This window comes from Providencia sp. PROV189 (assembly GCF_028480065.1).
Taxonomy (GTDB): Bacteria; Pseudomonadota; Gammaproteobacteria; order Enterobacterales; family Enterobacteriaceae; genus Providencia; species Providencia stuartii.
Genome location: NZ_JAMPOG010000004.1, coordinates 168,335 through 189,089 on the forward strand (window position 1 = coordinate 168,335; position 20,755 = coordinate 189,089).

19 protein-coding genes are annotated in these 20,755 nt (G+C 41.6%); 11 read left to right on the plus strand and 8 right to left on the minus strand.

Features of this window, described 5'->3' with window-relative positions; translation table 11 throughout:
• Positions 1-202 precede the first annotated feature (202 nt).
• Positions 203-1,315 carry an iron-sulfur cluster carrier protein ApbC gene (apbC, locus tag PR833_RS03110; RefSeq protein ID WP_004917946.1) on the minus strand — a complete coding sequence of 371 codons (1,113 nt, stop codon included), beginning with the start codon at positions 1,313-1,315 and terminating at the stop codon, positions 203-205.
• Positions 1,316-1,540: 225 nt separating this feature from the next.
• On the opposite strand from apbC, the gene metG reads away from it, so the two are divergent.
• From metG to PR833_RS03135, 5 genes are all read left to right on the plus strand, one after another.
• Positions 1,541-3,568 carry a methionine--tRNA ligase gene (gene metG, locus PR833_RS03115; protein ID WP_004917944.1) on the plus strand — a complete coding sequence of 676 codons (2,028 nt, stop codon included), beginning with the start codon at positions 1,541-1,543 and terminating at the stop codon, positions 3,566-3,568.
• Positions 3,569-3,723: 155 nt separating this feature from the next.
• On the plus strand, positions 3,724-4,197 hold the full coding sequence (locus PR833_RS03120; RefSeq protein WP_014657800.1) for a CidA/LrgA family protein: 474 nt from the start codon (positions 3,724-3,726) through the stop codon (positions 4,195-4,197).
• Complete coding sequence (locus PR833_RS03125; RefSeq protein ID WP_004917940.1) at positions 4,191-4,886, plus strand: CidB/LrgB family autolysis modulator; 696 nt, start codon at positions 4,191-4,193, stop codon at positions 4,884-4,886. The genes PR833_RS03120 and PR833_RS03125 overlap by 7 nt, the downstream gene beginning before the upstream one ends.
• Before the next feature lie 177 nt (positions 4,887-5,063).
• The gene (cdd, locus tag PR833_RS03130; protein ID WP_004917936.1) at positions 5,064-5,951 is read left to right on the plus strand and encodes a cytidine deaminase; all 888 of its coding nucleotides are present in this window, start codon (positions 5,064-5,066) and stop codon (positions 5,949-5,951) included.
• 547 nt (positions 5,952-6,498) lie between these two features.
• Positions 6,499-8,196, plus strand: coding sequence for an NAD-dependent malic enzyme (locus tag PR833_RS03135; RefSeq protein WP_004917935.1), 1,698 nt, complete (start codon positions 6,499-6,501; stop codon positions 8,194-8,196).
• Positions 8,197-8,617: 421 nt separating this feature from the next.
• On the opposite strand, the gene PR833_RS03140 is transcribed toward PR833_RS03135, so the two are convergent.
• Positions 8,618-8,968, minus strand: coding sequence for a hypothetical protein (locus tag PR833_RS03140; protein WP_053110315.1), 351 nt, complete (start codon positions 8,966-8,968; stop codon positions 8,618-8,620).
• A 338-nt stretch (positions 8,969-9,306) separates the two neighbouring features.
• Between PR833_RS03140 and PR833_RS03145 the strand changes: the two genes are divergently transcribed.
• Positions 9,307-10,152, plus strand: a complete 846-nt coding sequence (locus tag PR833_RS03145) for a rhomboid family intramembrane serine protease (RefSeq protein WP_004917931.1) — start codon at positions 9,307-9,309, stop codon at positions 10,150-10,152.
• A gap of 12 nt (positions 10,153-10,164) precedes the next feature.
• Here PR833_RS03145 and PR833_RS03150 read toward each other — a convergent pair whose 3' ends face one another.
• Both PR833_RS03150 and PR833_RS03155 read right to left on the minus strand, forming a co-directional pair.
• The gene (locus PR833_RS03150) at positions 10,165-10,947 is read right to left on the minus strand and encodes a sulfite exporter TauE/SafE family protein (protein ID WP_272525874.1); all 783 of its coding nucleotides are present in this window, start codon (positions 10,945-10,947) and stop codon (positions 10,165-10,167) included.
• 6 nt (positions 10,948-10,953) lie between these two features.
• Positions 10,954-11,796, minus strand: coding sequence for a MurR/RpiR family transcriptional regulator (locus PR833_RS03155; protein WP_014657798.1), 843 nt, complete (start codon positions 11,794-11,796; stop codon positions 10,954-10,956).
• 277 nt (positions 11,797-12,073) lie between these two features.
• Here PR833_RS03155 and sanA point away from each other — a divergent pair, with 277 nt between their 5' ends.
• Positions 12,074-12,775 (plus strand): outer membrane permeability protein SanA, encoded by a 702-nt coding sequence (sanA, locus tag PR833_RS03160; RefSeq protein ID WP_004917922.1) that lies wholly within the window; start codon positions 12,074-12,076, stop codon positions 12,773-12,775.
• A gap of 54 nt (positions 12,776-12,829) precedes the next feature.
• On the opposite strand, the gene yeiB is transcribed toward sanA, so the two are convergent.
• The 3 genes from yeiB to PR833_RS03175 all read right to left on the minus strand — a co-directional run bounded on the left by yeiB (position 12,830) and on the right by PR833_RS03175 (position 16,037).
• Positions 12,830-13,987 (minus strand): DUF418 domain-containing protein YeiB, encoded by a 1,158-nt coding sequence (yeiB, locus tag PR833_RS03165; protein WP_040132934.1) that lies wholly within the window; start codon positions 13,985-13,987, stop codon positions 12,830-12,832.
• 6 nt (positions 13,988-13,993) lie between these two features.
• Positions 13,994-14,653, minus strand: coding sequence for a GTP cyclohydrolase I FolE (folE, locus tag PR833_RS03170; RefSeq protein ID WP_004917919.1), 660 nt, complete (start codon positions 14,651-14,653; stop codon positions 13,994-13,996).
• Between the two features lie 214 nt (positions 14,654-14,867).
• Positions 14,868-16,037, minus strand: coding sequence for a YbfB/YjiJ family MFS transporter (locus PR833_RS03175; RefSeq protein WP_154599075.1), 1,170 nt, complete (start codon positions 16,035-16,037; stop codon positions 14,868-14,870).
• A 248-nt stretch (positions 16,038-16,285) separates the two neighbouring features.
• Between PR833_RS03175 and moeA the strand changes: the two genes are divergently transcribed.
• From moeA to PR833_RS03195, 4 genes are all read left to right on the plus strand, one after another.
• Positions 16,286-17,527 carry a molybdopterin molybdotransferase MoeA gene (moeA, locus tag PR833_RS03180; RefSeq protein ID WP_053110319.1) on the plus strand — a complete coding sequence of 414 codons (1,242 nt, stop codon included), beginning with the start codon at positions 16,286-16,288 and terminating at the stop codon, positions 17,525-17,527.
• A complete protein-coding gene (moeB, locus tag PR833_RS03185) occupies positions 17,527-18,285 on the plus strand; it encodes a molybdopterin-synthase adenylyltransferase MoeB (RefSeq protein WP_004917908.1) in 759 nt (252 codons plus the stop codon). The genes moeA and moeB overlap by 1 nt, the downstream gene beginning before the upstream one ends.
• A gap of 162 nt (positions 18,286-18,447) precedes the next feature.
• A complete protein-coding gene (locus PR833_RS03190; protein WP_004917906.1) occupies positions 18,448-18,783 on the plus strand; it encodes a zinc ribbon domain-containing protein YjdM in 336 nt (111 codons plus the stop codon).
• 216 nt (positions 18,784-18,999) lie between these two features.
• Positions 19,000-19,347, plus strand: coding sequence for a hypothetical protein (locus PR833_RS03195; RefSeq protein ID WP_171830753.1), 348 nt, complete (start codon positions 19,000-19,002; stop codon positions 19,345-19,347).
• A gap of 386 nt (positions 19,348-19,733) precedes the next feature.
• Here the strand turns inward: PR833_RS03195 and PR833_RS03200 are convergent, their stop codons facing one another.
• Entirely contained in the window at positions 19,734-20,744 is a 1,011-nt protein-coding gene (locus PR833_RS03200; RefSeq protein ID WP_014657791.1) for an MrpH family fimbial adhesin, read from the minus strand.
• Positions 20,745-20,755 lie beyond the last annotated feature (11 nt).

Here is a 20,755-nt window from a genome sequence, read left to right on the forward strand (position 1 = left end):
CAATATCAAAGCCCTAACGAGTAAGCATTAATAAAAAACAGATAGTAAACATTCTACGCTATCATAATGAAATAGAGAAATACGCAAATAACAAATAAGAAAAGTTGGAAAGGGATTGGTCGATAAGGCGTATGGTTAGTAGATTGAAATATAAGGGGCTATCCCAGAAAACTGAAATACCCCCTTCAAATAGAGACCGATATTAAACTGCTCGGAATGAGATCTCGGTCGGGATTTTTTCCCCTTCCCAATACATCAATGAAGAGATATTTGAGGCAATTTCACGGTAGATATCCGCAAATTCCCCTTCAGGATCACGCATCACAGTAGGTTGACCACGATCCAAATCTTCACGTAGAGAAATATGTAAAGGAATTTGCCCTAACAATTGCGTGTTATATTTCTCAGCGAGTCTCTCTGCGCCGCCTGTGCCAAAAATAGGTTCCACATGACCACAATTGCTACAGATATGTGCACTCATATTTTCGACGATACCAAGAACGGGTACATTGACTTTTTTGAACATCACAATCCCTTTCATTGCGTCCACCAGCGCAATATCTTGCGGCGTAGTGACAACAACAGCACCTGTAACAGGAATGTTTTGTGACAGTGTCAATTGGATATCCCCCGTTCCCGGTGGCATATCGATAACCAAATAATCTAAATCAGGCCATAAGGTATCTTGTAGCATCTGCATTAGCGCCTTACTTGCCATTGGCCCGCGCCACACCATTGCATTATCATCGGTGACTAAGTATCCAATAGAGTTTGTCGCAAGACCGTAGGCCATAATCGGAGCCATGTGCTGACCATCTGGTGAAGTTGGTCGCTCCATGGTGGTTCCCAACATATTTGGGATCGATGGGCCATAGATATCCGCATCAAGAATACCGACTTTCGCCCCTTCTTGGGCAAGTGCCAACGCTAAGTTGACAGAGGTACTGGATTTACCGACCCCACCTTTACCGGAACTGACGGCCAAAATGTTACGAACACCGTTAATACCCGGCAAATCATTTGCCCGTTTTAACGTGGTAATATCGTGACGCAATTTCCACTCAACCGCATGAGCGCCAGTCGCTTGTTTCAGTTCCGCCGTTTTTTCGCTGATCAGAGTCTGAAAAGGCCCCTTCCATACGAATGGCATAACTAGTTCAACATGCAACACATTATCCAACATTGCACAGTGATGTAATGCTTTGATAGAAATCAGATTACGCTTCAGTGTTGGGTGTGTAAATGAAGCCAAAACGGTGGAGACTTTTTCAGTCAGCAGTTCTGGATTGTTCTGCTCGGGGGATTTATCGTTCATCCCGGCTCCTTTATTTTATATTTTTAACACTATCGTTCTTTCACTGCTATTTATCATAACAGAGAACCATCAAAATAGTGACCGCCTTACTAACGAAAAGCCACTAAGAGTAAAAAATTCCTTTTTCACATAAATTACGGATTAATATTTTATTACCCTAGCCGCGAAACAATTGATCGGTTAACATCAAAGTCCCTTTTCAATAATGGAAGTAAGAAAGTTACTATGTCTCAAGTCGCGAATAAACTACTGGTAACCTGTGCGTTACCCTATGCTAACGGTTCAATCCATCTCGGTCATATTCTGGAACATATTCAGGCTGATATTTGGGTCCGTTATCAGCGAATGCGCGGCAAAGAAGTTCACTTTATCTGTGCGGACGATGCGCACGGCACACCAATCATGCTGAAGGCTCAGCAATTAGGTGTTTCTCCTGAAGATATGATTGCAGCAGTGAACAAAGAGCATCAGGACGATTTTGCTGGTTTTGCGATTAGCTACGATAACTATCACTCAACACACAGTGAAGAAAACAAACAGTTATCCGAGCTCATTTATAACAAGCTTAAAAACAACGGTTTTATCAAAAATCGCACTATTTCACAGCTTTACGATCCTGAAAAAGGCATGTTCTTACCCGATCGCTTTGTAAAAGGTACTTGCCCAACCTGTAAAGCAGAAGATCAATATGGCGATAACTGTGAGGTTTGTGGTGCGACCTATAGCCCAACAGAGCTGATTAACCCACGTTCCGTAGTTTCTGGTGCGACACCAGAGATGCGTGATACTGAACACTTCTTCTTCGACCTGCCTGCATTTAGTGACATGCTACAAGCGTGGACTCGTTCAGGTGCCCTGCAAGAGCAAGTCGCCAACAAAATGCAAGAGTGGTTCGAATCAGGCTTACAGCAGTGGGATATTACCCGTGATGCGCCTTATTTTGGTTTTGAAATTCCAGATGCACCGGGTAAATACTTCTATGTGTGGCTAGACGCGCCAATTGGTTATATGGGGTCATTTAAAAACCTGTGTGACAAACGTGGCAATATCAATTTTGACGAATTTTGGAATAAAGATTCAAAGACCGACCTCTACCATTTTATCGGTAAAGATATTGTGTATTTCCACAGCTTATTCTGGCCTGCAATGCTTGAAGGCAGTGGTTATCGTAAGCCAACTAACCTATTTGTTCATGGCTATGTGACCGTTAACGGCGCCAAAATGTCTAAGTCTCGTGGTACCTTTATCACAGCGCGTTCTTATCTGGATCACCTAGATGCCGACTGCCTACGCTACTACTATGCCGCGAAACTTTCATCGCGCATTGATGATATCGACTTGAACTTAGAAGACTTTGTTCAACGCGTTAACAGCGATATCGTCAATAAAGTGGTTAACCTAGCATCACGTAATGCGGGCTTTATTGCAAAACGCTTTGGCGGGAAATTGTCCGATAACATCGCAGATCCTGCGCTCTATCAACAATTTATTGACGCGGCACAAATTATTGGTGACGCCTATACAAGTCGTGAATATGGTAAAGCGGTGCGCGAAATAATGGCTCTCGCCGATCTAGCTAACCGTTATGTCGACGAAAAAGCCCCTTGGGTTGTCGCTAAACAAGAAGGTAAAGATCAAGAGCTTCAAGATATCTGTTCAATGGGCATCAATTTATTCCGTGTCTTGATGACTTACTTGAAACCTATTTTACCAGGGCTGGCAAAACGTGCAGAGGCTTTCCTCAATATCGAGCTTACATGGGATTCTATCACCACGCCGTTAACTCACCACGATGTTGCGCCATTTAAGGCGCTATTTACGCGTATTGAAATGGCGAAAGTCGAAGCTATGGTGGAAGCCTCTAAAGAGAGCATTAAGCCAGCTAAGGTGTTAACAGGTCCACTGGCCGATGATCCAATCCAAGAGACGATTACCTTTGATGATTTTGCCAAGATCGATCTACGCATCGCGCTTATCAAACAAGCCGACTTTGTTGAAGGCTCTGACAAGCTATTAAAACTGCAATTGGATATTGGCGGTGAAACTCGCCAAGTGTTCTCTGGTATTCGCAGTGCGTACCCTGATCCAAAAGTATTAGAAGGTCGACTGACCGTGATGGTGGCAAACTTGGCACCACGTAAAATGCGTTTTGGTCTGTCTGAAGGTATGGTGATGGCTGCAGGCCCTGGTGGTAAAGATATTTACCTGCTAAGCCCAGACAGCGGTGCTCAACCGGGTATGCAAGTAAAATAAAATAACGGTTCCCAAACGGGAAAGAGTTAATTATTAAGCGAAAAGCGGGGAATGATGAATTCTCCGCTTTTTTTATGCAGTTTTAACTGTGATCTATAGCACAATTATAAAGTTAATTGTATGATGAATACACTTAGCATAATAGGACGAGTCTCATGTCATTAAAATATGTGCTGATAACCGGATGGCAGTATTTGCGCGCTTTTGCGCTGCTTTATCTCTGTCTGATCGTTGGGAACCTGTTATCAACACTGCTTCCATTTACTGTTCCCGGTAGCATCATCGGTATGCTAATACTGTTTATGTTGCTAGCTCTACAAATTATCCCAGCCCACTGGGCGCAACCTGGTTGTTCCATTCTTCTCAAAAATATGACCTTGCTGTTTGTACCAATAGGTATCGGCATCATGAATTATTATGGTCAATTAAGTCAGCAACTGGTTCCTATTCTCGTTTCTTGTTTTATTAGCACGCTAATCGTCATGGTTGTGGTGGCTTTTAGCTCCCACTATATCCATAAAGAGCGCCAAATTGTTGGGGTTAAACCTGATGAAGTTCCCCTCCCGCCTGAAGACACTATCAGCGTGACTAGCGATACTGAACAAAATAAGGGGAATGACAAATGCTAGAACATATCTGGTGGTCGTTACCACTAACAATTATTGTGTTTTATATTGCGAGAAAATTGTCAGTAAAATTAAAACTGCCTTTATTGAATCCATTGTTAGTCGCAATCGCCATCATTGTTCCATTACTGATTTTCACCAATACGCCTTATGAACACTATTTTGCGGGAAGTAAGATCTTAAATGACTTATTGCAACCTGCTGTTGTTGCATTAGCTTTCCCTCTATACGAGCAGATGCACCAAATTCGAGCGCAATGGAAGTCATTATTGAGTATCTGTTTAGCAGGTAGCCTAGTTGCTATGTTTACAGGTACTGCAATTGCTTTATGGCTCGGCGCAACACCGGATATCGCCGCCTCTGTCTTACCGAAATCCGTCACAACGCCGATTGCCATGGCGGTTGCTGATTCCATTGGTGGGATCCCTGCTATTAGCGCCGCCTGTGTCATTTTTGTCGGGATACTAGGAGCCATGTTTGGTCACGCCTTATTTGATGCATTGCGCATTCGCACTCACGCCTCACGAGGGCTAGCAATGGGAACCGCTTCTCATGCGCTCGGTACAGCTCGATGTGCTGAAATCAACTATATTGAAGGCGCATATAGCTCTTTAGCCTTAATGACCTGCGGGGTGATTACCTCACTGCTCGCCCCCTTTGTCTTCCCTGTTATTCTTCATCTTTTCGGCTAGACTCAAAACCAATAGAGGCTTATTTGCCTCTTTTGGTTTTTACCGCGTCAAAAATTTGAGATACATCTCTCAATTATAAGATGAGTTTCATTTATTTCATTTGAAAAGTGATATTGATCACATATGGTTTAATGATTTATTACATAGAATGTAAATAAGTGATTAGGGAGGTATCTCATGCATTCAAGATTTAAGTCCGCTTGGTCTCAACTTCCAGAAAAGTTGCAAACCGCACTCAAACCCATTATTGATACGCCAGACTTTCAAGGGATGCTGAGTGCTGAACAAGTTAATCAGCTTAAAGCTGATTGTGGTTATAGTGATAGTGAATTGGCATTTTTATTATTGCCCTTCGCAGCCGCTTACGCCGTCACACCAATTTCCCACTTTAATGTCGGTGCGATTGCTCAAGGCATCAGTGGCAACCTCTATTTCGGTGCTAACATGGAATTTAGCCATGTCGCTATCGCACAAACCATCCATGCGGAACAGTGTGCCGTCACCCATGCATGGATGAAAGGTGAAAAACAGCTCACTTCCATCACCGTAAACCACACACCTTGTGGCCACTGCCGCCAGTTTATGAATGAATTACGCGGTGGCGGTAAAATCGCAATCCGTTTACCTGAGCGCCAGCCTGCAACATTACATGACTATTTACCCGATTCGTTTGGACCGGCTGATTTAGCAATCACAACGCTGTTAATGGATAGTGTTGATCACGGCTATAGCACACCAAGCCGTAATCGCTTGTTATGTGCTGCTATCGAAGCGGCAAACCAGTCTCATGCCCCTTATAGCCAATCTCACTCAGGCATTGCGCTACAGCTAAAAGATGGCTCATTATTCACGGGTCGCTATGCTGAAAACGCAGCATTTAACCCAAGCTTACCTCCTCTACAAGCCGCGTTGATTATGGTAAACATGGCAGGTAAAGACCTACACGCTATTGAGCAAGCGGTACTTGTTGAAAAACAAGATGCTATCGTTAAACAGTGGTGTATCACTGAAAATACATTGCAGGCACTAGGCTGCCAACAAAAAGAGTTAATTTATCTTAATTAATCGTTTTATCGCTGATTGCCGCCAGAGAGTATGGCGGCAATTTGTTATATAGCCCTTCTCTACTTTTTAGTGTACTGCCCAATTCGACTTAAAGATTATCAATTGATTTATACGATCTTTTAATATTTCTATAAAACCATTCTTATCAAAAATATTAATACTCACAAAGCTCGCTGCGATTAAAATAAAAAATTCGTAAGATAAAGAATAATATTTATCGCTTAGAAAAGGTTAACTCTATAATTTTTCTTATGTATATTTAACACATTGCTCTAATTGAAAACATCTTACTTAACCTACACTTTTCTTCCCTACAATTGAGCTAGATAGGCCATCCCTTCCATTTGACAAAAAGTAAGGGCTAAAAAGACCATTCCAGTGCAATTTCTTTCCATGGTGAAAAAATCGATTATATTATTTATCATATAGATAATGCTATTTAACAAATATTTTAACTCTTTGTATCAATAATCACTGTACATATTTTCTGTTTACCTTAGGATCTACATCGACTGTTGTTTTTTAATCGTCCAAAGAGTGATTTTTCATGGAACATGAATACGAAACAAAACGCCCTCTGTACATTCCCTATGCAGGCCCTATCCTGCTTGAATTTCCTTTGCTAAATAAAGGTAGTGCTTTTAGCGAAGAAGAACGTGCTAGCTTTAACCTATATGGTCTCCTACCTGAACAGGTAGAAACTATTGAAGAACAAGTTGAGCGTGCTTATCGCCAGTTAATCGATTTCAAAACCGATATCGACAAACATATCTACCTAAGAAATATCCAAGATACCAACGAAACCCTGTTTTACCGCCTGATTGATGCTCATTTGACTGAAGTGATGCCCATCATTTATACGCCAACAGTCGGTGAAGCATGTGAGCATTTCTCTGATATTTACCGCCGTGCTCGTGGCTTATTCATCTCTTATCCAAACCGTGAATATATTGATGATATGCTACAAAATGCGACCAAACAAAATGTTAAAGTGATCGTTGTCACTGATGGCGAACGTATTTTAGGTTTGGGTGACCAAGGTATCGGCGGTATGGGGATCCCAATCGGTAAGCTTTCACTGTACACCGCTTGTGGTGGTATAAGCCCAGCCTATACCCTGCCGATTGTTATTGATGTCGGCACTAATAACCCACAACGTTTAAATGACCCATTGTATATGGGATGGCGTCATCCACGTATTACAGGCGAAGAATATGACCAATTTATCGATGAGTTTATTCAAGCGGTAAAACGTCGTTGGCCTAATGTACTGCTGCAATTTGAAGATTTTGCGCAAAAAAATGCGATGCCATTACTCAACCGTTACCGCGATGAGTTGTGCTGCTTTAACGATGATATTCAAGGCACTGCTGCTGTCACTTTAGGTAGTTTGATTGCCGCTAGCCATGCTGCGGGGAGTAAACTCAGTGATCAACGTGTCGCCTTCTTAGGCGCTGGCTCTGCTGGTTGCGGAATTGCAGAGCAAATCATCGCACAAATGAAATCAGAAGGGTTAAGCGATGAACAAGCGCGTTCACGCATTTACATGGTCGACCGTTTTGGTTTATTAACCGATAAACTGCCTAACCTCCTCGATTTCCAAAGTAAGCTAACGCAAAGCAGCAACAACCTAAGTGATTGGGATGTAAACAGTGATTCAATCTCTTTACTGGATGTTGTACGTAATGCAAAACCCACTATTCTAATTGGGGTTTCAGGTCAAGCAGGCCTATTCACAGAAGAGATCATCAAAGAGATGCATAAACACTGTGAACGCCCAATTGTCATGCCATTATCTAACCCAACATCACGGGTTGAGGCTCGCCCAGAAGATATTATTAACTGGACCGATGGTAAAGCACTGGTGGCAACAGGTAGCCCGTTCTCACCTGTAAATTACAAGGATAAAGTCTATCCTATCGCTCAATGCAATAACTCCTATATCTTCCCTGGTATTGGTTTAGGTGTAATTGCTTCAGGTGCAAAACGTGTCACTGAAACAATGTTAATGGCAGCAAGCCGTGCATTAGCCGAATGTTCACCACTTGCTAAAGAAGGGGAAGGCCCACTATTACCACTTCTATCTGATATCCAACAAGTTTCACGTATTATTGCAAAACAAGTCGCCAAAGAGGCACAGGTGCAAGGTGTTGCAACCGTAACGTCTGATAATGCATTGGATGAAGCCATTGAACGTAACTTCTGGAAACCAGAGTATCGTACTTATAAACGTACTTCTTTTTAGTTGTAATTAAGGACGTTACCCTTATATTACAGGCAAAGCCCTAACCTTTTGGTTAGGGCTTTAATCAATTAGAGTCTAAAAAACTTTTTTCATCTATATCAATTGAAAACCAGCCTCTCAATGAATCCTCTTATCAAGGCCATTTCATACCGAAAATGAAGACTGCTATCGATTTTGAACTTACTCAACTGCCACTGCATATCTTTTATGCCAATAGCTAATGAAAACTGCCTAATTGTGGTCACTTAAACTGACTTATTCAAAAACAAAACCCCATGAGGATAATAACATGGGGTTTTAATCTGATAGCACCTTAACGGCCTTTTTCAGCTTTCTCTTTTTCAATCATGATTAGACTGAAAATAAGCGAACATATTATATAATCTTGATGTATCATCAGCGTTTGCTGACATATTCGCTATTAATAGTGCCCTTGCATTGCTGCTGCTCCAAATATTGCAATTATTGAAGATAAGAAGAAGAACATAATAAATGTGACAACAATGCTTATAATGAAACAAAATAACCCAGCTCTGTTCCATGTCTCTTGTACCTTCATAAAGGTTTCAACAGAGTCATAATCGCCATTTTTCCAAGCCCATTCATTACCTTTAATACCACAAACAAATATCCAGACTATATTCAATAAAGGAATTAATGTGAGTAATGGCAAATAAGATTTATTACCAATACCCCAATAGATATTAAAAATAAATGCCCCCCAATTCCAGCGTTTGATTTCATTTGGAACACTTTTGTTTTCGTAAGACATCGATATCTCCCTATCTTAAAAAGATAATTATTTATTTTTTGATAAACATTAAAAAGCAACCACGCATGGTAATAAAAAATTTGGATTAAGTGAAATACTATTATGTTAAAATTGCCGAAATGATCACTTTTATTTCAACATTAGGAATATACTTAAAAGGTAATACTCTTAATATGGAATAATTTTATTTCCTAACACTGGTCATAACTAAAAGCACTGAGAACAGCACATTATGCTTTGGATAACGTCAATCCTCATTCAATTATATTAAAATTAACGAAAATATATTACTATATTATAATATTTCAACTATAGTGGTCGTCTTGTAGAGTAATAATATGGCAGAGCAGCAAAATCCTTTCTCAATAAAATCAAAAGCTCGCTTCTCTTTGGGCGCGATAGCGCTGACTCTGACTCTAGTCTTACTGAATATTGCTGTCTATTTCTATCAAATCGTCTTTGCATCCCCCCTTGATTCTCGTGAAAGTAATCTTATTTTGTTTGGAGCGAATATTTATCAGCTTTCATTAACGGGTGATTGGTGGCGCTATCCAATCAGTATGATGCTACATTCTAATGGCACGCACCTTGCCTTCAATTGCTTAGCATTGTTTGTGATAGGTATCGGCTGTGAACGTGCCTACGGCAAATTCAAATTATTAGCTATTTATATTATCTCAGGCATCGGCGCGGCCTTATTTAGTGCATATTGGCAATATTACGAAATATCAAATAGCGACCTTTGGACTGATAGTACTGTATACATTACTATCGGTGTTGGGGCTTCTGGCGCGATTATGGGAATTGCAGCAGCCTCAGTGATATATTTAATCAAAGTGGTTATCAATAAACCCAATCCTCATCCCGTAATACAGCGTAGACAAAAATACCAACTCTATAATCTGATTGCCATGATTGCATTAACGTTAATTAATGGATTGCAGTCCGGCGTTGATAATGCAGCACATATTGGTGGTGCTATCATCGGCGCCTTAATCAGCATCGCTTATATACTTGTTCCCCATAAGTTACGTGTTGCTAATCTCTGTATTACGGTCATTGCAGCAAGTTTGCTTACAATGATGATCTACCTCTATTCATTTTCTACAAATAAGCACTTACTAGAGGAGCGTGAGTTTATTTATCAGGAAGTCTATACAGAGCTTGCTGATGCCAACCAATAATCTTGAGAAGGGTCAGTGTATCACCACCTTAAGTGTCATCATAATGGCACTGCATAAGATCAGCAGCAATGTCAGATATTGAAAGGTACGCTCTGATAGTTTGAGCAGCAAATATTTTGCGAGTGGCATAATCAGTAATGCACCAATACATAAGGTTAACGCCAATGTTAAATCCGTGTGCCCATCTTGCGCATAAGCGCATGCAGAAGAGCCGGATAAGACAGTAGTCACCACAATAGAAGTTCCAATCGCTTGCTTAATGTTTAATTGCATATAACGTAATAGCATGGGTAAAACCACCACCCCACCTCCAACCCCCGTCGCACCAAGCACGACCCCAGCTATCACAGCAGGAAAAAACATTGCCCCTATTTGATGTTGTTTCAGGGTCGTTTTTTGTATCGGTGTGGCAAAAAACATACGGTGAATAAATAAGTACAGCGAAAAAATAATAGCGGCAGCAACAAGTAGATTGATCCCCCGCTCAACTTTTTGGGTATATTCAGGCAGACTCCCCAACCAAGTAACAAGGAGGCTTGATAGAAATGTGCTAGGTAGCATGATAGCAAGCACAATTAATGCCCCTTTAAGGGGAATATTCCCTAAACGAAAATGCATATATGACGATGACACTTTCATCAACATCGAAAGAAAATTAGCCGTCGCCACAGCAGCCAGCGCATTAAGACCAAAAAAATAGCTCAATATTGGCAAAACAATAACTCCGCCCCCGACCCCCGTTGTACTAATAACCAAACCAATCAATGCACCGATAACTAACTCAGTAAAAATCATTCTGCCTCATCCTAATTGTATTATGGCTTCTCGTTCCTTCTGTAATGCAAGCACGACATCTTCATTGGTGAGTGTTAAATATTTAAAAAACAGCGTATCAAAAACGACCATTTGCAAAACTTGTGGTGTGATCACGCCAGTCTGAAAGAGCTGTTCATCATAGAAATAGGGAAGGACTAAATCCGCCAAACGCACGGCTTCATCTTGCCCAAAGCGGGTTAATACGATGGTGCTACACCCTTTTTTATTTGCTAACTTTAACATATGGTTAATGTCTGGCGTATTCCCTTTTGCCGTGATCGCGATAACCAGATCATCGGCATCTACATTAGACGAATAACTTAGCTGTACATGTAAGTCAGGGCTAAATAGTGCATACTTGTTTACACGGATTAATTTATAGAAGATGTCATAAGCCACAATCGCAGAAGTACCAACCCCAAATAAAACAATACGTTTCGCTTCAACTATTTTTTGCGCAATCTCATCCATGGTGTTGGGATCAAGTAATTCCAGCGATTTTTCAATGGCTGTAATAAACATTTGCCCCGATTTAGCGATAATTTGCTCTGTATCATCATAAGGGTTCAAGCTACCGCTGAGGCTTTCAGCTTTATATTGTTTTTCATCCGATAAGTAGTCCACTTTAAAATCAGAATATCCGCGATACCCCATTTGGCGAGTAAAACGAATGACAGATGCGCTGCTCACTCCCGCAGCTTGAGCCAACTCCGCCACATTCATTGCAACAAAATTATCACGACTATCTAGCAAAAAACGGGCAAGACGCTGTTCAGTTCCTTTACCTCTATTCAATAAGCTTTCCAATTTTGATGTCAATGTTGACATACCCATTCCTTCTTATTCTTTGTAGGGTAGTTGGGAGCTATTATCATACTGACAATAAAATCGACAATCATGTACCTACTGCCGCAAGTGATAGATAGAAAATTGATCTACATCAACTAGGTTAGATTTTTCTTATTAGCCGCCAATTCGCATTTTTGCACTATCGACAGAACCCTCCCTTAAATCGATTGACAGGACTTTACGTTGCCCGACTTGCTTCCCCTATTTAACTCAAGTAGCCTTATCACCATGACTATTAATATTAAAGGCAAGGACAATGAGGAAACGTCTGCTTTATGGTCTGATAGCGATTTTAGGGATAGCGTTAGTCACTATTATTTTACTTGACCGTTGGATAGCGTGGGATACGGCTCCTGATATTTATGAAGATGTCGCTGATCTGCCAATACGTGATGTTGGTATGGTATTGGGTACATCTAAATATTATTCAAGTGGCGTCCAAAATTTATACTATAGCTACCGAATTCAGGGGGCAGCAGATGCTTATCACAGTGGAAAGGTGAAGTATCTACTGCTTAGCGGTGATAATGGTGCACACAGTTATAATGAACCCATCGCCATGCGTAAGGATTTAATCAAAGCAGGCGTGCCCGCTTCAAAAATTGTTCTCGACTTCGCAGGGTTTAGAACATTGGATTCTGTCGTGCGCACACGGAAAGTATTTGATACCGACAATTTTACGATTATTACCCAGCGCTTCCATTGCGAACGCGCGTTGTTTATCGCTAAGCACAAAGGGATAGATGCGCAATGTTTAGCGGTGCCAACACCAAAAGCGATGTTTAAAGTAAGAATACGTGAAGTGTTTGCTCGGTTGGGGGCTTTAGCGGATCTCTATGTTTTAAACCGCGAACCTAAGTTTTTAGGGGAGCAAGAGTCTATCCCTGCGCCCATTAAAATGCCAGAAGGGATCAAGGGCTATCCGGCTGTTTCTCCCGATGAAATCAACAAAATTTAAAAATTTCTAGCAATCAGGCAGGGTAACTGCCTGAATTGTTTTATCTCGCCTTTTCTATATTCTATCTAACTTTTCGGTTAACCTTCGCCACCCCCACTCCATCGGGCCTTGATGAAAAAAGGAGAGCCAGAAATAAGAAAATAATAGGTTTACCGCCCAAATTGGCACAATAAAGAGCAACAACTCAGACCGTGAAAAATGGTTGAAATAGCCTAAATAATAAAAAATCGTCACACAAATTAAGGTTTGCAATAAGTAATTACTTAATGCCATTCGCCCCGTGCACTGTAGCATTTTGGCCAACACACTATGCTGTAGCGTTCCCCAAAAACCGTAAATAAGGGCGATATAACCAAAAGATTGTAATGGGGACATCAATTCGTTGACAACATAGCCCACAATGGCTGTCGCAAAATAACTCCATCCTGATAGGCTTTGCATATAAAGAGATACGGCTTGAACAAGCAAAGCGGGAATAATTAATAGCATTGCCATACGTCGATAATGCTGGGAACTGAATTGCCCGCTTAACCATCCACTGCGCATCGCGACATACCCCGCGATCATTAGCCCCAACAGCTGCCACCCATACTGAATAAACAGCATTTCCACCATGGTTAACATCGATTGAGTGCGATAGATTAAGCTAACACTCCCCCCCGCAGTGTTTCCCAGTGATTCGTACAACGCTTGCTCTTCAGAAACGACCCAAAAATCACTCGACCCCACCGTGCTACCTAACAACAATAAACTCACTAATCCAATAACATAGACAAAGCCTGCTATTTTTAATAGGTTGCCAGGGTCATATTGTTTAAATATCAGTAATGCAATACATCCCGTTACTGCATAAGCAAATAAAATATCTCCTGACCAAAAACCGATACCATGAATCAGCCCTAGTACCGCCAAAATGACTAAACGACTCATATTCCATCGGTCGCCTTTGCGACGTAATAACGCTAACGTCGCACCAAATAAAATCGAAAAAATCGTTAAAAACTTACCCTGAATAAATAGGTTAAAAACCACCCAAATAGCCATATCAGTTTGGCTAATAGATTGAGAATAAACAGGATTAATATAAGCCATTTGCGGCAAAGCAAACCCAAAAATATTCATTAATAGAATACCTAAGATTGCGATGCCACGTGTTGCATCAAGCCTATCAATTCGCCCTTCTTGGGAGCGATGCGATAATATGGCAGTCATAATAGATTACAGGTGACGCACTGCGCGCAAAAACTCTTGACGTGTGTTTTGACTAGATTTAAACAGTCCTCCCAACGAGGTGGTGGTGGTGGCACTGGTCGCATCACGGATACCTCGAGCTTTAACACAGTAATGCACAGCATCAATTGATACCGCAACATTATTAGTATCTAGCAATGTCTGCAAGGCCACCAAAATCTGCTGAGTTAAGCGTTCTTGTACTTGAGGACGTTGTGAGAAAAATTGAACAATACGGTTGATTTTTGACAGGCCAATCACTTTATCTTTCGGAATATAAGCAACTGTAGCCTTACCATCAATAGTGACAAAATGGTGTTCACATGTACTTGTTAAGGTAATATCACGCACAGTGACCATCTCATCAACTTTCATTTTATTTTCAATGACGGTGATTTTTGGGAAGTTCGCGTAATCTAGACCTGAAAAAATTTCATCGACATACATTTTAGCGATGCGCTTTGGTGTATCCGCCAAGCTATCGTCAGTTAAGTCCAAATTCAGTAACTTCATGATCTCTGTCATATGCCCTTCAATCAGTTGCTTACGCTCTTCGCCTGATTTTGGTTGGATACGCAACGGGGTTTCAAGCCCTCTTGCTTCCAAAGCAGCATGCACCAATTCGGCTTCTTTACTCAGAGATGACATTAGATTCTCCACAAACGATATAACGATTTTTTATGAAAATGCAGGTGTGCGCTGTACTCTAAAACAGCAAGTTTAGATAATCCAGCATTACATCCATAGATCAGATGAAATATTTGCATCAACAAATATTCATTTTATCAGGATAGCCTTTGATGCTCCCCTCGGATATATCATCATTTAACTATAATTAATAACATATTTTCAGAGCTATTCTTTATTGAGAACGGCGATAAACTAACCCACCCGCGACACACAATGCGATAAACGCACTGTATAAGGCAGGCTCTAGTTTTCCGGTGAATGTCGTGGAAATAAAAGACAACATAGGGCCAATAAGCTGCCCGATTGCATAACATGTCGTGAGTAAACCCGCCATAAAACGGTTATGTTCCGGGGCCAATTCACGTCCTAGTTGCATTGACAACTGTACCGCACACATAAGCCCCCCACCAATTAGGATTGCGGCAATCACCAACCCTGAAATACCCGAAATAACTTCTGAGATTAATATTCCGATCCCTTGTAACCATAAAGTGATCGCTAATCGGTTTTGGGTTGTCGAGAAATTACGTAGTAGCATGGCGATTAGAATGCCCACCACCGCGGATATACCAAAGACCGGCCAAACAAATTGGGCAAATAAACTATCAGGGAAACGCTGCGCGGCCATTTGTGATAAAAATGTCGCTGGCAAAATATAACCAAAGCCAGCCAATCCATAGCTCCATACCAGTCGCTTGATTTCTGGCGTAAGCTGAAGTTTTTTTATTTCCCCGACAGGCCGATGCCACTGCCCCGTACGTGGAATATGGCAGCTAATGTATAGACTAAAAATTAGTGCTAACCCACCGTAGATTAACCAACCTTGGCTGGCAGATAATTGCCAATCTTGGATGGCTACCGCAAACAGACCGCTAAGAAATATTCCAGCTCCGGTTCCAGCAAATACCGCCACACTTAATGCAGGTCGATTTAATTTTGCTAAATTCTCATTAGCCCAAGCAACCACGAGTACCAGTGCCATGCCACTCGCCCAGCCAATAAAAAAACGGGCAATACTATGTAAAATAGGGCCATCAAGAAGTGCGGAAATCAAGGTTATCGCAACGGCTCCCCATATTCCCAACCACATGCGTCTTTCAACGTGTTGACGCGCACGCATTGCATCAAAGGAGCCCAACAAATACCCTAAATAATTAAAAGCAGCGACCACACTGGCTGTAGAGAGTGTAAGTTGATGCTCTTCAATCATTAAAGGGACTTGGGGAGTTAGCGTAAAGCGCCCTATCCCCATAACAACAACGAGCGAAAGAAATCCACTAAAAGCAATATGGAAGGCGGCTGCACTACAGCTAGGGTGCGCCTGTTCATTGGCGGAAACCATAAATTCCTTAGTTTCATTTAGAATGCAATAATTAATCAGATTACTGTTTAACATAACATTAACAAAAATACAATTTATGTCCGTAAGGCTATCTAAGGCATTTATTCGCGCGAGACTTCTCGTAAAATCCAACGAAAAGCTATTCTTAATCAATTTCTATTCATTCACCCCTCGCGATATCTCTGCCATAATAAGCAGCACGACAAAATCTTAAGCCTCAATGGCAAAGCAGAATAATAGGGGTACTAATGGACATGTGTCATACCGCTGGGTTGATCTCACTTGAGCAAGCACTCGATAAAATACTCACTCAAACACAAACAGTGACTCACTCAGAGCGCATTCCGCTCACAGAATCGGCCCAACGCATCACCGCAGCCGACATCACCTCGCCAATGAATGTTCCCCCATTTGATAACTCTGCAATGGATGGATATGGTTTTCGTTTCGCTGAGTGGGATGGGAAAACCCCTATGCCTGTAGCAGGAAAATCATTCGCAGGTCAACCAATGCAAGGGGAGCTTCCGCACGGTAGCTGTGTGCGCATTATGACTGGCGCCCCTATTCCACAAGGTGTCGATACTGTCGTCATGCAAGAGGAAACGGAAGAGACAGCTCAAGGGGTCGTGTTTACAGGTACAGTTAAAAAAGGCAGCAATATCCGCCGTGCTGGGGAAGATATCGCAAAAGGTAGTAGTGTGATCCCCGCGGGTACTCTGCTATCCACGGCTCAATTGCCTCTTATTGCTTCTTTGGGTATTTCAACGGTTGATGTACACCGCCGTCTAAAAGTTGCGGTATTTTCTACGGGAGATGAGTTGCAAGCGGTGGGTCAACCACTCAAAGAGGGGCAGATCTACGACACTAACCGTTTTACTGTTCGCCTAATGCTCGAAAAACTTAACTGTGAGGTTATCGACCTTGGTGTTATTCCTGATTCCCCTGAAAAGCTCAAGCAGACCTTTATTGATGCAGATAACCAAGCTGATTTAGTGATTAGTAGTGGTGGCGTCTCCGTGGGTGAAGCGGATTACACCAAACAAATTTTAGAGGAGCTAGGAGAAATCGGCTTCTGGAAGCTAGCAATCAAACCCGGTAAACCATTTGCTTTTGGTAAACTCCATTCAGCGTGGTTTTGTGGATTACCGGGTAACCCAGTTTCCGCAGCACTCACCTTTTATCAACTCGTGCAGCCGTTGATTGCTCGCCTTTCTGGGAATAGCCAATGGAAAGCGCCAATGAAATTTAAAGTTCCTGTTACCACACCGTTGAAAAAAAGCCCCGGTCGTCTGGATTTTCAACGCGGGATCCTAAGCGTCAATGAACATGGGCAACTGCAAGTTGCAACAACTGGCCACCAAGGCTCTCATGTATTTAGCTCCTTTAGCTTAGCCAACTGCTTTATCGTCTTAGAAAGGGAGCGTGGGCATGTCGCGGTAGGCGAAACCGTTGATGTCGAAATGTTTAATGACTTACTCAAAAGCGAATAATGACCGTGCAAGAGCTTACCGATCAAGAGATGTTGCGTTATAACCGCCAAATCATTTTACGTGGATTTGATTTTGACGGGCAAGAGAAACTCAAGGCCAGCAAAGTGCTGGTCATTGGCCTTGGTGGTTTAGGTTGCGCAGCCACACAATACTTAGCTGCCGCTGGTGTAGGTCAACTCACTTTAGTCGATTTCGATACTGTTTCACTGTCTAATCTACAGCGACAAACCTTGCACCGTGATGCGACGATTGGTCAACCTAAAGTTGATTCAGCTAAAGCACAGTTAGCCGCAATCAATCCACATATTTGTATTGAAACGGTCAATGCACAGTTGGACGATGCGCAACTGAATGAACGGATAATGACCCATGATGTTATCCTTGATTGCACTGATAATGTGGCTATTAGAGAGCAGTTAAATCGCTTATGTTTCCAGCATAAGAAACCACTTGTTTCCGGTGCCGCTATCCGTATGGAAGGGCAGCTATCTGTTTTCACCTATCAAGAAGGAGAGCCTTGTTACCACTGCTTGAGCCGCTTGTTTGGTGAAAATAGTCTAACCTGTGTAGAAGCCGGCGTAATGGCGCCTTTGGTTGGTACGATAGGTACACTCGAAGCAATGGAAACCCTCAAATTGCTTACCCAATATGGCAAGGTCAATACTGGTAACGTGTTGTTTTTTGATGCGATGACGATGGAATTCCGCCAATTCAAACTGACCAAAGACCCCCATTGTGAAGTGTGCGCACACCAATAATTTCTTCCATTAGGGCGGTGACAAACGCACCGCTCGATTAAGAATATTCCTAAAAAATAAATTATTTTTGCTTTAACCTTATACTATCCCCTTTCGTGTTGGCTGACATCAATAAGCAGTCATCACTTTACATTTTTAAATAAGTTACTGAGAGTATTTAATATGCAATTCCCTCCTTGCCCGAAATGTCAGTCTGAATACACCTATACTGATAACGATATGTATATCTGCCCTGAGTGTGCGCATGAATGGAATGATGCCGAGCCTGTAGAAGAAAGCGATGAGTTGATCGTTAAAGATGCTAATGGGAACCTATTAGCGGATGGCGATACCGTCACTGTCATTAAAGATTTAAAAGTGAAAGGTAGCTCATCAATGTTGAAAATTGGTACTCGAGTAAAAGGCATTCGCTTAGTCGAAGGCGACCACAATATCGATTGTAAAATTGATGGTTTCGGCCAAATGAAGCTGAAATCTGAGTTTGTGAAAAAGAATTAATTAACTTGTTCAGTTAAATACTAAGACCTAGCTCAGCTAGGTCTCAAAGTGCGAATAACGTCCTCATTTTTTATTGAGGCATTTGATCTAAAAAGGTTCCAGTATCCCCACCTCGTCAGCTGACAAAATTCCCCCCATGAAACTATGATTAACTTTGATCTCAATCGGATGTTTGTATAGGCTGTACCGTAAGATATTATTAGTCTGGTAAATTAAGTGATCGATAAGAGCCAATTTAAAAATCTGAAGTTTTTTGAAAATGAACCATTGGTTCACCATTTGAATTACCCTCTGTCGGAAACAGCCGAAAGAAACATACTGAATGGCTGGCTTCCTTCATGCATGGAAGATAAATGGCTATCATACAGTGAGGATGGCTGTGTTTTCGTTCACAGAAGCTGGACTGGGCATTTGATGTATAAATTCACGATCCGTGATGGAACGATACAACGCGTAGAGATTGCGATGGATGATTTTGTGAATATGACTGTCGAGCGAAAAATCGAGGTCTTTTTATCACTTTTACCACATTTATCAAAAGAGCATTCGAACGGTTGGGAGTAGCGTAGCCTCTCTGTATGATCAGGGCGCTACGCTCATCTCTATATGCTTGTTGTCGAATTAATTTCTTAGCAAGAATGATGTCTAGATTAGTCATCACCTTTGAGAACTCATTTAACGATAACAGTCTGTTGGCCTAGCTCAGCTAGGTTTCAGAGCGTTCACAAACTTAATGAGGCTTAGATTCGGTCTCGAAACATAATAAATGATGATTAGAAAAATCATTTTTTGACCGACAATACACATTGGGAAACCACACTGTTCCCGATGTTATCAACACATAATCTGCTAAATAATTTTTAGAAACGTGCTTAAAAGGATTGGTCAGTCAATAAAGCAAACGGCTCACAATAACGAAAGCGAGCCGTTTAAAGTCTATATAATACTCTTTAAAACATACTCGTTACTAATACCACAGTTCCCTGATATTCCCCAGCAGCAATACTTCCTGAACTATGTAATGTCGATTCCACATTAAAAGGCGTTTTTACATTCATAGCCGTATCAATCGTGTATTGTTCATTACCTGAAGAGCAAGTGTTGCGTGCACAGACCTTTGCTTCTGAATATAAGCCTGGTGCAAGAATGGTATTGCTGGTAGTGCCGTTACCGAGTAACTGTGTGGTCACTTTGGTATTCCCTGTACAGGTTACATACCCTGTGGCCGTTGCCTTATGTCCATTGAGCTGATTAGAATCTACCGTTCCATGATCCAGTAATGTCGACATCTCAAATGTACAAGCAATCGGTACTTGGGGTGTAGAACGTGTACAGTCCGCTTCATCGATGCCACTACCTGCAACTAAAGAAGATGATGTGTTATTCGCACCATATACATTCACCCGCCAACATATTTGTCTAAAATCGTTCGGATTCGCCACACTAGATATAATTATTGGAGCCGCTTGGCCTACCCCTCTAGTACCTGACATTTGAAACAGCGATAGATCATTTAAGACACTTTCACAACTCCGATTTGCGGTATACCTATAATATGAATGGTTTAATCGTCCAGATGAATTGATGTAGCGTGTTCCTGTCGGTGGTGGAGTTAAGAGAAAAGCGCCATACCTATCATAAACAACGCTTCTTAGTAACAAAATTATTTCAATTTCCACAGTACACTGGTTGACTGTTCTCATCCATGGAAACTGATTCACTGGCGCATAGTGGAAAAGACGGTATGAAGAAATATTGACATTAGAACAACTCCCATTCGTTAAATTTTGGGGGTTATAACAGCGCCCTGAACTCGAAGGGATCCTCACTTCATAACTGTTAACACCGATCCACTGCGAATTTATCCAAGGTGTTGATGCAAAACTTTTAGTGCCTAACAATAACAATACACTAAATAACAGATAATTTTTAAATAAACGTTGACCCCATATGTTTTTCATATGATCCTCGA